The following is a 12,567-nucleotide window of genomic DNA, read 5'->3' on the forward strand; positions in this document are numbered from 1 at the left end:
GGGGCACTGTCCTATATGGATTGCTTTGCCCGTGTCGTCCGAACCCAGACACCAATCGTTGGTGAGATCACCTCAGCGTGTGCCAGGGTTTGCGCCGCTCGACGTTGACCGTGAACGGCGAGTAGCGGCGCCCGCCGGTTTCGCTGCCCGACCACTCCGGTGAGGTGATCACCGCGCGGGGCTGGGTCTGCGTGTCGGCGAAGGTGATCCGATCCCCGGCCCGCTCCCCGGCCAGATCGGCCAGCGCGACCCCGGTTTGTTGTTCCAGCACGCGGAATCCGGCTTCGGCGAGCCTGCCGTTGGTGGTGCCGGACAGCGCGAGGATGGCCTCGCAGAACTGGTCGTCCCGGGCGATCGAGGGGCGGCCGTCGGCGATGCCGCCGCGGACGGTGCCGTTGTGCCGGCGCAAGTAGTCGATCTCCGCATCCGGGACCCAGGTGATGCCCTTGGTGGTGGTTCCCGCCGTGTCCAGCAGCGGCCCGATCGCGGCCATCTTCTCGGCCACCGCCGCGTAGTCGCGTTCGACCACGATCAGTTTCGGCATGGTCTTGCCGGGAACCGGCTCGCAGTCTCCGGCCTTCCAGTCCCGGACGAGGCCGTGCGGCTGGGCCAGTTCGTCCGGGGTGTCGTGGGCCAGCGGTGCGGCGATCACGTCGCGGCGCACGCCGAGGTGTGTCGCGGCCTGCCGGGAGAACTCGGCGGCGAGGGTGTGGAACAGGTCGAAGTCCGTGCGGGCCTGCCACGGCGGAGCGATCGCCGGGCTGAAGGCGTGCACGAAGGGATGCATGTCCGTCGAGGACAGGTCGTATTTCTCGTACCAGGTCGCGGCCGGAAGGACCACGTCGGAGAACAGGCACGTGCTGGTCATCCGGAAGTCGACCGCGACGGACAGGTCCAGCTTGCCGACCGGGGCCTCGTCCCGCCACCGCACCTCGGTCGGGCGCAGTTCGGGTGGGGTTTCCGTTGCAGTGACGGCATCGTCGGTGCCCAGCAGGTGCCGCAGCAGGTATTCGTGGCCCTTCATCGACGAGGCGAACAGGTTCGCCCGCCACACCATCAGCACCCGCGGGAAGTTCGCCGGATCGTCCGGGTCCTCGGCGGCGAAGGACAACGCGCCGGATTTCAGTTGCTCGACGACGTGGTCCGGCACTTCCTTGCCGGCGCGCTCGGCCTCGTCGCACAGGTCCAGCGGGTTGCGGTTGAACGCCGGGTGGGAAGGCATCCAGCCCAGCCGGGCGGCCAGTGCGTTGCAGTCGGGCAGGGTGCGCCCGGCCATCCGGCCCGAGCCGAGCGGGCTGGCCAGTACGTCGGCGCCGAAGGCTTCGTAGCGCCATTGGTCGGTGGCGAGCCAGAACAGCGGGGTGCCGACCATGTGCCGGGTCGGGCGCTGCCAGTCCAGGCCGAATGCCAGGTGGAACCAGCCGGTCAAGGGCCGTACCTTCTCCTGGCCGACGTAATGGGCCCAGCCGCCGCCGTTGACGCCCTGGCAGCCGCACAGTTGCAGCAGCGACAGGAAGGTGCGATAGATCTGGTCGGAGTGGAACCAGTGGTTGGTGCCCGCGCCCATCGCGATCATGGACCGGCCGCCGGTGCGTTCGGCGTTGCGGGCGAACTCCCGCGCCACCCGCGTGCACGCCGCCGCCGGAACCGAGGTGATCGCCTCCTGCCAGGCGGGCGTGTAGGGCCGCTCGGCGTCGTCGTAGCCGGTCGGCCAGTTGCCGGGAAGTCCGTTGCGTGCCACGCCGTACTGGGCCATGACGAGGTCGAACACCGTGGTGACCAGATGGCCGTCAACACGAATCGCGGGGACGCCCCGTCGCAGGACCGCACCGGCCTCGCCCTGGCCCCGGTCGAAGCGCGGCAGGTCCACGGCAACGGACTCGGCACCGGCCCGGCCCTGCAACGTCAGGGCGGGATCGGTGTCCAGGTTGAGGTTCCATTTGCCCGGCTCGGCGGCCCAGCGGAAACCGACCGATCCGTTGGGCACGACCGGCGCTCCAGTGGCCTCGTCCAGCAGGACGGTCTTGAACTCGGCGTGTTCCACCTGCCGGCCAAGGTCGGCGGCGGTGAGGAACCTGCCGGGCACGAACGCGTCGTCGCGTTCGGTCAAGGTCACCAGGAACGGCAGGTCGGTGTAGGTCTTGGCGTAGTCGAGGAACCGCGGTACCTGCCGCTGGGCGTAGAACTCGGTGAGGATGACGTGGCCCATGGCCATCGCGAGCGCACCGTCGGTGCCGGGCGCGGCGGCCAGCCATTCGTCGGCGAACTTGGTGTGGTCGGAGAAATCCGGCGACACCACCACGACCTTCTGACCCCGGTAGCGGGCCTCGGTCATGAAATGCGCATCCGGGGTGCGGGTGATCGGCAGGTTCGTGCCCCACACGATCAAATAGCCCGCGTTCCACCAGTCGCCAGACTCGGGCACGTCGGTCTGGTCGCCGAACACCTGCGGGGAAGCGACCGGCAGATCGGCGTACCAGTCGTAAAATGAGGAAATCGTGGCGCCGATCATCGACAGGTAGCGGGTGCCCGCCGCATACGACGTCATCGACATCGCCGGAATCGGCGAAAACCCGATGATCCGGTCCGGGCCGTGGCGTTTGATCGTGTGCACCTGCGCGGCGGCGATCAGCTCGATCACTTCTCCCCAGGTGGACCGCACGAAGCCGCCTTTGCCCCGGGCCCGCTTGTATGCCTGCGCGCGGACGGGGTCGGTCGCGATCGATTCCCACGCGTCCACTGGATCGGCGTGTCCGGCCCGCGCCGCCCGCCACAGCTCCAGCAGCGGCCCCCGCACGTAGGGATAGCGGATCCGGGTCGGCGAGTAGGTGTACCAGGAGAATGACGCGCCGCGCGGACAGCCGCGCGGTTCGTACTCCGGAGAATCCGGACCCACCGAGGGATAGTCGGTGGCCTGGGTCTCCCAGGTGATGATGCCGTCCTTGACGTACACCTTCCACGAGCACGAGCCGGTGCAGTTGACCCCGTGGGTGGAGCGGACCTCCCGGTCGTGGCGCCACCGCTCCCGGTAGAACTCGTCCGCACCCCGACCGCCTTCCCGGTACAACACTCGCTGGTCCGCTGACTGCTCACCCGGGAAGAACCACTGGGCGGCGCGCATCAGCGCGTCAACAGCGTCCTGTGTGGACGGTTGGTTAGTGTGCGGCGATTCGGCGGAGCACATAGGACAGGATCCCTCCGTGGCGGTAGTAGTCCGCTTCACTGGGCGTGTCGATCCGGACGTCGGCATCGAATTCCCGGCTGGTGCCGTCCGCCGGGGTGGCGATGACCCGGACCCACTCGGGTAGCTCGCCGTCGCCGGCCAGGCCGTGAATGGCGTACACCTCCTCGCCGGACAGGCCGAGTGTGGTGGCGTTCTGCCCGGGCGGGAACTGCAGGGGCAGCACGCCCATGCCGATCAAGTTGGAACGGTGGATCCGCTCGTAGGACTCCGCGAGCACCGCGCGCACGCCGAGCAGGGCGGTGCCCTTGGCGGCCCAGTCCCGCGACGACCCGGACCCGTATTCCTTGCCGGCGATGACCAGCAGCGGCACGCCCTCGGCGGCGTACCGTTGGGCGGCGGCGTAGATGCTCATCCGTTCCCCGTCCGGCAGGTGGCGGGTGATGCCGCCCTCGGTGGCCGGGGCGAGCAGGTTGCGCAGCCGGATGTTGGCGAAGGTGCCGCGGATCATCACCTCGTGATTGCCGCGCCGGGAGCCGTAGGAGTTGAACTCGCGTGGACTGATCCCGTGCTCGCGGAGGTAGGCGCCGGCCGGCGCGTCCCGCTTGATCGCCCCGGCCGGCGAGATGTGGTCGGTGGTGACCGAGTCGCCGAGCTGTACCAGCACACGGGCGCCTTCGATGTCGCGCAGCGGCTCGGGGGTGGCAGGCAAGTTCTCGAAGAACGGCGGCCGGCGCACGTAGGTCGAGGCGGGATCCCAGGCGAACGTGTCGCCGGCCGGGACGGGCAGCGATTGCCAGCGTTCGTCGCCGGTGAACACGTCGGCGTAGTCGCGGACGTACATCTGGGGGTCCAGGCTGGCCGCAACGGCCCGGTCGATCTCTCCCGAGTCGGGCCAGATGTCGCGCAGGAACACCGGCTTCCCGTCCGTGCCGGTGCCGAGGGGGTCCTGGGCGAGATTGACGTCCATCGATCCGGCCAGCGCGTAGGCGACCACCAGCGGCGGCGAGGCCAGATAGTTGAGTTTGGTTTCCGGGTGGATGCGGCCCTCGAAGTTGCGGTTGCCCGACAGCACCGAGCACACCGCGAGGTCACCGGCGTTGATGGCGCGAGACACCGGTTCGGGCAGCGGACCGGAGTTGCCGATGCAGGTGGTGCAGCCGTAGCCGACCAGATCGAATCCGAGTTCACGCAGCGCCGACAGCACGCCGGCCCGGTCGAAGTAGTCCATGACGACCTTCGAACCCGGCGCGAGACTGGTTTTCACCCACGGTTTCGGGCGCAGGCCCCGCTCGGCGGCGTTGCGCGCCAGCAAGCCGGCGCCGAGCATCACCTGAGGATTGGAGGTGTTGGTGCAGCTCGTGATCGCGGCGATCACCACTGCCCCGTGGTCCAGCTCGACGGTCTCCCCGGTGTCCAGGGCGACCGGCATCTTCGAACTGGGCCGCCGCCCCGGCTCGGCCGCCGAGGGAACAGCCCGTGGCCGGTCGCCGGGGCGGTCGCCGGTGACCGCGATCGGGTCGGAGGCGGGGAAGGACTCCGCGCCGCTCTCGTCCAACCCGACCGGTGCCGGATCGGCCGGCAGGTACCCGCGCACCGCCGCGCGGAACGCCTGGGGTGCCCGGTCCAGCGGGATGCGGTCCTGGGGCCGTTTCGGCCCGGCGATCGACGGGACCACGGTGGCCAGGTCGAGGTCCAGGACGTGGCTGTAGACCGGTTCGTGGTCCGGCTCGTGCCACAGGCCCTGTTCCTTGGCGTACGCCTCCACCAGCGCCACCTGCTCGTCGGTGCGGCCGGTGAGCCGCAGGTAGGCCAGGGTCTCGGCGTCGATCGGGAAGATCGCGCAGGTGCACCCGTATTCCGGGCTCATGTTGCCGATCGTGGCCCGGTTGGCCAGTGGCACCTGGGCCAGGCTCGGGCCGCAGAATTCCACGAACGTGCCGACCACCCCGTGGCTGCGCAGCAGTTCGGCGATGGTGAGCACCAGATCAGTGGCCGTAGCGCCATCCGGCAGTTCGCCAGTGAGCCGGACCCCGATCACCTGCGGCAGAAGCATGCTCATCGGCTGGCCGAGCATCGCGGCCTCGGCCTCGATCCCGCCGACGCCCCAACCCAGCACGCCCAGCCCGTTGACCATCGTGGTGTGCGAATCCGTGCCCACCAGAGTGTCCGGGAACGCCTGGCCGTCCTCGGCGAACACCACGCGGGCCAGGTGCTCGATGTTGACCTGGTGCACGATCCCGGTCTTCGGGGGCACCACCCGCAGGTTGTCAAACGCCTGCTGGCCCCAGCGCAGGAACTGGTAGCGCTCCCGGTTGCGCTGGTACTCCAGCTCGACGTTGCGGTCGAACGCATCCGGGCGAGCGAAGTAGTCGGCGATCACCGAATGGTCGATCACCAGCTCCACCGGGCGCAGCGGGTTGATCGCCGCCGGGTCCCCGCCCAGCGCGACCATGGCCTCGCGCATCGCGGCCAGGTCCACGATGCACGGCACCCCGGTGAAGTCCTGCATCAGCACCCGCGCCGGGGTGAACTGGACCTCGGTCGCGGGCTCGGCTGCCGGGTCCCAGGCGGCTAGAGCGCGGATCTGGTCGGCGGTGACGGCGTGGCCGTCCTCGTGCCGCAGCAAGTTCTCGGCCAGCACCTTCAGCCCGTAGGGCAGGCGCATGGCGCCGTCGAGCCGGTCGAGGCGATGGATCACGTACGACGCGCCGCCGGACACGAGGACGTCGCGGGCACCGAAACTGTTGGCAGACATGGCAATCCTCCGCTCACGCATCCGGGGAGGCCGGGCCGTCCTTGCCCGGTTCGCTGCCGGGCTTGCGCCGCCAGCGCGGGAACAGGCGGCGCAACGGGTCGTAGCGGCGGTCCACGACGCGTTCCTTCATCGGGATGATCGCGTTGTCGGTGATCTTGATCCCCTCCGGGCACACCTCGGTGCAGCACTTGGTGATGTTGCACAGGCCCAGGCCGTGCGCCTCGCGCAGCTGGTCGCGCCGGTCGGCGGTGTCCAGCGGGTGCATGTCCAGTTCGGCGTGCCGGATGAAGAACCGGGGGCCGGCGAAGGCGGGTTTGTTGTCGTCGTGGTCGCGGATGACGTGGCACACGGTCTGGCACAGCCAGCATTCGATGCACTTGCGGAACTCCTGCGGCCGTGTCACGTCGGCCTGCCGCATCCGGTACTCGCCGGGCTTGAGGTCGGCTGGTGGGGTGAAGGACGGGATCTCCATGGCCTTGCGGTAGTTGAACGACACGTCGCAGACCAGGTCCCGGATGACCGGAAAGGTGCGTAGCGGCGTGATGGTGATGGCGTCCCGGGGCAACGCGGACATGCGGGTCATGCACATCAGCCGGGGCCGGCCATTGATCTCCGCACTGCATGAGCCGCACTTGCCGGCTTTGCAGTTCCACCGCACCGCCAGGTCCCCGGCCTGGGTGGACTGCACCCGATGCACGAGATCCAGCACCACCTCGCCGTCGGCCACCGTGACCGGGTAGTCGACCAGGCCGCCGCCCTTGGCGGTGCCCCGCCAGATCCGCAGGTTCATCTGGTAACTCATGGTCACGCCACCTTTCCCCGGTCAGGCGACGATGCGCGGGTCGTGCAGGATGCCGGCGGCATCCAGCCGCACGTACAGGTCGGTCAGCGCCACCCAGACCAGCGAGGCCCAGGCGAACCGGCCGTGGATCGGGTTGATCTTCGACACGGCCGTCCAGAGCCGGTAGCGGATCGGGTGGCGGGAGAAGTGGTTGATCCGGCCACCGACCACGTGCCGGCAGGCGTGGCAGGACAGCGTGTACAGCCACAGCAGCACCGCGTTGATCACCAGCACCACGCTGCCGACGCCGATGCCGAAGTGCCCGTCGAAGTTGAACGCGATCACCGCGTCCCAGCTGAGGATCACGTTGAACACCATCGCCGCGTAGAAGAAGTAGCGGTGCACGTTCTGCAGGATCAGCGGGAACCGGGTCTCCCCGGTGTAGCGGCGATGGGGTTCGGGCACCGCGCAGGCTGGTGGTGCCAGCCAGAACGCCCGGTAGTACGCCTTGCGGTAGTAATAGCAGGTCAACCGGAACCCCAGCGGAAAGATCAACACGATCACCGCGGGCGTGACGATCCACCAGGTACCGAACCAGCCCAGGTGTGGTGCCCCGGGCGAGCCGGGCACCTGGCCGCAGTTCCAGGACAGGCAGGGCGAGTAGAACGGAGATAGATAGGGGTCTGCGTAGTAGTCGCGGTTGGCTACCGCCGCGTAGGTGGAGTACACGATGAACGCCAGCAGGACGGTGAACGTCGAGGCCGGGTAGGCCCACCACCGGTCGATCCGCAGGGTTCGGATGGTGATCGGGGCCCGCCCCGGCGCCCGAGTGCCGGTCCCGCCTGGTCCTGCTGGGGTGCGCATGTGCACCATCGCCGGCCCACCTCCGTACCGCTATGTCACCTGATCAAGCGATGTTGATCTGAGGACCAAAGACCCCAGTTTCGATTTGCTCCCTGTGGTTACAGTCACGGTGGGGGCAGGTGCTTGCAATTTGCCTGCGACCGGCCGCGTCAGGGCGGTGAAACGCACGCGGTCACTGGAGCGACAACAGACCGGCGGTGTCTTTGAGATGAGCCTGTCACGCCAGCAGAACCAACCGAACGGTCAACCCGACCCGGCTGACGAGCGGTCGAACTCGCAGGTCAGCATCCAGTTGCTCGGCCGGTTCGCGGTCCGCCGAGACGGCCGGGAGCAACCGGACCGGGTCTTCGGCGGCCGACTGGCGCGTCAACTGCTGCGGATGCTCACCCTGTCCCGCGGAACGCTGCTGTCCAAAGACGCCGCTATCGAGGCACTGTGGCCAACACAGCCGCCGATCGACGCGTCGGGCAACGTCGAGATCCTCATCAGCCGCATCCGCCGCGCTCTGGGTGACCGGTCGCTGATCCAGACCGGCCACGGCGGCTACACCCTGGTCGGCGACGACCGCTGCTGGGTGGACATCGAGGTGTTCCTGACCGCCGTGGGCCGGGGGCAGGCCGAATTGACCCACAATCCGGACGCCGCGCTGACCGCGTTCCGGACAGCGCTGGCGTGGTGGCGGGGCGAACCGCTTGCCGAGGACGCCTATGCCCCCTGGGCCCTTGAGCACCGCCACCACCTGCTGCGCGCCCACCTCGACGCGCTGGAAGGCGCAGCCACCGCCGCTTTGGCTGTTGGCGACACCGCCGCAGCCGTGGACTGCGCGCAGACGGCCGCCGACGAGCATCCCCTGCGCGAGGCGGCGGCGTTGCTGCTGGTCCGGGCACTGGCGGCCGGCGGTGACCGGGCGGCTGCGCTGGCGAGCTTCGACGCGTTCGGACGGCGCCTGGGCGATGAACTGGGTATCGACCCCTCCGCGGACGCGCTGCGGCTTCGCCAACAAGTGCTGTGTGACGAGATCCGCCCGGGCACCCCCGCCGCCGCGAGCCTGCCGCTGACCACGCCTGGGGAGGTCGGCGGTGGGGACCGGTCGGGGTCGATTGTCCCGTTCGTGGGGCGAGACCGGCTGCGGGAGCGGATCGCCGAGCTGTTGGCCGATCGAGAGGTACGGGTGGTGCTGGTCCGCGGCGCGCCGGGCAGCGGGAAATCCCGCCTGCTCGCCGAACTGGCCAATCAGGTCGGCATGCCGGTCGTGCTGCTGCGCGCGCGTCGGGATGGCCGGGACGACCCCGGCGCGCTGGCTGCCGACCTGCTACGAACCCTGCAAGCTCACCGAGCCCGGGCCGAACATGACGAGCATCCGCACCTGGTCTCGGCGCCACGAGCCAGCGCGTCCCCGGACGACAGCCCGTTGTGCGCCGACATACCGAAGGCGGCACGGGCCGTCCTGCGCGCGGCACGGGCGTGGGCACGGCCTCACTCTCTGATCGCGATCGACGACCTGCAGTGGGCCGACGACAGCAGCTTGGCCATGCTGCGGGTGCTGCGACAGCGCGTATCAGGGTTGCAGGTGATCGCCACGTGTCCGACCACTCCGCTCTCGGGAAGTCGTGATCCGGCAGAGGCGCTGGCCGGCGCTGACCCCGGACTGATTCGCCGGGTGGACCTCGCCCCGTGGTCGACCACCGATCTGTCCCTGATCATGGGCCCGATCCTGCGCACGGCCATCACCGAGTGCACCGACCGCATGCCCGCGACCTCCATCCAGATGCTGGAGGCGCTGGCCACCGCCCATCTGGTCGAGCGCGACCCGAGTGGCCGGTGGCGGCTGCGCGACCGCGGCTCGCGGTCGCAAGTCCGGGCGCTGGTGGCCGCCGGGGCGCGACCGCTGGTCCGTGCCAGGGTGGCGTCGGTGCCCATGCCGGGCCGGGAAGCGCTGACGCTGCTCGCGCTGCTGGGCCGTCCCGCCCCCGCCAGTGTGCTGGCCACCGCCGCTCGGCTGGACCTGCCGGGCACCTTGGACGCGCTGACCGTGCTGGCCAACGCCGGCCTCGTGACAGGTGACGACGACGGCTGGGTGCCCGCCACGAGGACCGTCGGCGATGTCGTGGCCGCCGACCTCGACCCCACAGATCGGCTGCGGCGCCACCTGATGCTCGCCGAGGCCCTGCGCGAGCACGACGGGGACCTCGCCGAGGTCGCCGCCCATTTGACGGCGGGCGGCGATCGTCCCGCCGCAGCCGTCGCGTTCGCCGACGCCGCGCGGGTCCGGTTGAACCGGATCGCCGATCGGGAAGCATTGCGCTTGATCCAGGCGGGTCTCGCGGCGGCGACACCCGGCCACACCCGGGCCGCGCTGTGGCAGATGCGGGGCGAGGCGCACCGGCGGTGCGGCCGACTCCGCGATGCCCGCGCAGACCTGGACGCGGCGCTGGCTGAAGCCCCGTCCGGGGCGGAACGCTCCCGCGTGCTGGCCCAGCGGGCCATCCTGGAGACCCGGTCGCTCAGCGCGTTCCGGGGCGCGGAGCTGGCCGAACTGGCGATCGCCGATGCCGGGGACGACCCGGCGGCCCGTGGCCAGGCGCTGGCCGCGCGGGCGCTGGCCGACCTGTGGCTGGCCCGGCTCGACGCGGGCCGCCGGCGCTTCCGGCGGGCGCAGCGGCTGGTGCGACGAGACGGAGACCCCGAGGGCGCCGCGCGGCTGCTGCACTGGCAGGCGATGGCCGCTCTCCTCGCCGGCCGGCTCACCGAGGCCGCCACCCGGCTGGACGATCTGGCCCGGCTGCCCACGACCTCACCCGAGACGCTGCTGCTGTGGAATCCTCGCGCCACCCGCGGGCACGCCTTGGCACTCCTCGGCGAGCCGGCCGCCGGCCTGGCCGAGATCGACGCGGCGCTGGCCTGGGCCCGCACCGCCGACCTGCCGGAGATGCACAGTTCCTGCCTGTGGCATCGCAGCGAAGCCCTCTCCGCCCTCAGCCGCCACGACGAGGCCGAGGACGCCGCCAGGGCCGCCCTGGCCATCGCCCGGCGCATCGAGCACACCGAGTGGATCGCGGCCGGGCTGCGGGCGCTCGGAATCGCCCGGCAGTCCGCCGGTGACCTGGACCGTGCCGAAGCCGCCTTCCGCGAGTGCCTGGACGTGGGCCACGAGATTCCGTTGTTCGGCGGCTGGGCAGCGGCCCGGTTGGGGCTGGTCCTGGTCGGCCAGGGACGGGTGGCCGAGGCGGAGCCGTTGATCGGCACCGCGCTGCAGCAGGGTGTTCCGCTGGCCCGGCACGAAGCCCGGTGGGCGCAGGCCGAGTTGCTGCACGCCCGTGGCGCCCCGGGCGCCAACGCCGCAGCCAGGGCGGCGCTGGCCGCGGCGCGCGAGGCCGGCTACCTGGCACTCGTGCCGCGGCTGGCCGCACTCGCCGGATAACCGACCGCAGGCAATTCGCAAGCCGGCCCGACCAACCTCGACACCGGAATCCACCCCGAGCGGCAGGTGTCTGGGAGGCGGTGTGCGATGGCGGCGGTGGCGATCAACGGCCTGGGCCGGATCGGCCGGGCCACGTTGAAATTGCTGCTGAACACCGAAGGTGTGCAGGTCGCGGCGGTCAACGATCTCGTCTCGATCGACAACCTCGCCTACCTGCTGCGTTACGACAGCGTGTACGGCCGCTACCCCCGGCCGGTGAGCGTCGACGGTAACGCCCTGGTCGTCGACGGGCACCGCATCCCGGTGTCCGCGCACCGCAGCCCCGCCGAGTTGCCGTGGCGCGAGCTGGGCGTGGACCTGGTGTTCGAGTGCACCGGCGCGTTCCGGCACGAACCCGAACTGGCCGGGCACCTGACCGCCGGCGCGCGGTTCGTGATCCTGTCCGCGCCAGCCCGGACCGAGACTGTCGCCACCGTGGTGCACGGCACCAACCGGGCGGGTGCGGACCAGCGGATCATCTCGTGCGCCAGTTGCACCACCAACTGCATCACCCCCGTGGTGGAAATCCTGGATCGGCGGGTCGGCGTGGCGCGGGCGGTGATGACCACGGTCCACGCCTACACCTCCACCCAGCAGTTGATCGACGGCCCCAGCACGGATTTCCGTCGCGGCCGGTCGGGGGCGGTGAACATGCTGCCCGCCTCGACCGGGGCCGCCCTGGCCACCACTCGTGCCCTGCCCGAACTGGCCGGCCGATTCGACGGGGTGGCGCTGCGCGTGCCGCTGCCGGTCGGGTCGATCGCCGACATCACGGCGGTGACCACCCGGCCCACCACTGTGGCCGAGGTCAACGACATCTTCCGTGCCGAGGCCACGACCGACCGCTACCGGGACATCGTCGGGGTCGCCGAGGACCCGATCGTGTCTACCGACGTCGTCGGCGACCCGCGCGCCTCGGTGATCGACGCGGCGATGACCCGGGTGGTGGACGGCACCCTGGTCAAGATCATGAGCTGGTACGACAACGAGTGGGGCTTCACCCACCAGATGGTGCGCGAGGCGCTGGCCGTGCTCGGCATCGCGGAGGGATCCCGGTGAGGGTCAAGGAGATCATGACCGCCCCGGTGGTGACCGTGCCGGCCGACGCGACACCGGCCATGGTGGCCGCGGTGCTGCGGGAGCACCGAATCAGCGGCGCGCCCGTCGTCGGCCCCGACGACGCGGTCGTCGGCCTGGTCAGCGAGTACGACCTGCTGGCCCGATCCGGCGGCACCGCGCGCGAGGTGATGTCGACCGCGGTCATCAGCGTCACCGAAGACACCGACGTCGACGAGGTGCGCCACCTGCTGGTCGAACGGCGCATCCACCGGGTTCCGGTGCTGGCCGGAGCACGGTTGGTGGGCATCGTGAGCCGCTCGGACGTGGTCGCGCTGCTGGCCACCGAATGGGTGTGCCAGGTCTGTGGCGAGGCCGTGCGCGGAAGCCACGCCTCGACGTCGTGCCCGAAATGTCAGGCCGGCGCCGACCAGTTCGAGCTGCAGGACCCCGACCCCGGCAGCTGA

Annotated in this window: 7 protein-coding genes; 3 read left to right on the forward strand and 4 right to left on the reverse strand. The window is 70.5% G+C overall.

All coding sequences use genetic code 11. The annotated features are described in order from the left end of the window. Positions 1-67: 67 nt before the first annotated feature. Genes FG385_RS00005 through FG385_RS00020 form a run of 4 tightly spaced genes read right to left on the reverse strand, consistent with a single transcriptional unit; the run spans position 68 to position 7,584 of the window. On the reverse strand, positions 68-3,121 hold the full coding sequence (locus tag FG385_RS00005) for a nitrate reductase subunit alpha (RefSeq protein ID WP_235022276.1): 3,054 nt from the start codon (positions 3,119-3,121) through the stop codon (positions 68-70). A 34-nt stretch (positions 3,122-3,155) separates the two neighbouring features. Next, the gene (gene acnA / locus FG385_RS00010) at positions 3,156-5,939 is read right to left on the reverse strand and encodes an aconitate hydratase (protein ID WP_139094476.1); all 2,784 of its coding nucleotides are present in this window, start codon (positions 5,937-5,939) and stop codon (positions 3,156-3,158) included. A 13-nt stretch (positions 5,940-5,952) separates the two neighbouring features. Further along, the gene (locus FG385_RS00015) at positions 5,953-6,741 is read right to left on the reverse strand and encodes a succinate dehydrogenase/fumarate reductase iron-sulfur subunit (RefSeq protein WP_139094477.1); all 789 of its coding nucleotides are present in this window, start codon (positions 6,739-6,741) and stop codon (positions 5,953-5,955) included. Between the two features lie 21 nt (positions 6,742-6,762). Further along, complete coding sequence (locus FG385_RS00020) at positions 6,763-7,584, reverse strand: hypothetical protein (protein ID WP_139094478.1); 822 nt, start codon at positions 7,582-7,584, stop codon at positions 6,763-6,765. Between the two features lie 208 nt (positions 7,585-7,792). Here FG385_RS00020 and FG385_RS00025 point away from each other — a divergent pair, with 208 nt between their 5' ends. From FG385_RS00025 to FG385_RS00035, 3 genes are all read left to right on the forward strand, one after another. Next, a complete protein-coding gene (locus tag FG385_RS00025) occupies positions 7,793-11,005 on the forward strand; it encodes a BTAD domain-containing putative transcriptional regulator (RefSeq protein WP_139094479.1) in 3,213 nt (1,070 codons plus the stop codon). Between the two features lie 87 nt (positions 11,006-11,092). Continuing rightward, a complete protein-coding gene (gap, locus tag FG385_RS00030) occupies positions 11,093-12,103 on the forward strand; it encodes a type I glyceraldehyde-3-phosphate dehydrogenase (protein ID WP_139094480.1) in 1,011 nt (336 codons plus the stop codon). A gap of 14 nt (positions 12,104-12,117) precedes the next feature. Next, positions 12,118-12,567: a CBS domain-containing protein gene (locus tag FG385_RS00035; RefSeq protein WP_200834230.1), complete on the forward strand. Its 450-nt coding sequence runs from the start codon at positions 12,118-12,120 to the stop codon at positions 12,565-12,567.

Origin of the sequence: Amycolatopsis alkalitolerans (assembly GCF_006152065.1) — a bacterium.
Taxonomy (GTDB): Bacteria; Actinomycetota; Actinomycetes; order Mycobacteriales; family Pseudonocardiaceae; genus Amycolatopsis_E; species Amycolatopsis_E alkalitolerans.

Coding starts and splice junctions, on each gene's coding strand:
- acnA (WP_139094476.1), bottom strand. CDS start 5,939: ATGTCTGCCAACAGTTTCGGTGCCCGCGACGTCCTCGTGTCCGGCGGC.
- FG385_RS00020 (WP_139094478.1), bottom strand. CDS start 7,584: ATGCGCACCCCAGCAGGACCAGGCGGGACCGGCACTCGGGCGCCGGGG.
- FG385_RS00035 (WP_200834230.1), top strand. CDS start 12,118: ATGACCGCCCCGGTGGTGACCGTGCCGGCCGACGCGACACCGGCCATG.
- FG385_RS00015 (WP_139094477.1), bottom strand. CDS start 6,741: ATGAGTTACCAGATGAACCTGCGGATCTGGCGGGGCACCGCCAAGGGC.
- gap (WP_139094480.1), top strand. CDS start 11,093: ATGGCGGCGGTGGCGATCAACGGCCTGGGCCGGATCGGCCGGGCCACG.
- FG385_RS00025 (WP_139094479.1), top strand. CDS start 7,793: ATGAGCCTGTCACGCCAGCAGAACCAACCGAACGGTCAACCCGACCCG.
- FG385_RS00005 (WP_235022276.1), bottom strand. CDS start 3,121: ATGCGCGCCGCCCAGTGGTTCTTCCCGGGTGAGCAGTCAGCGGACCAG.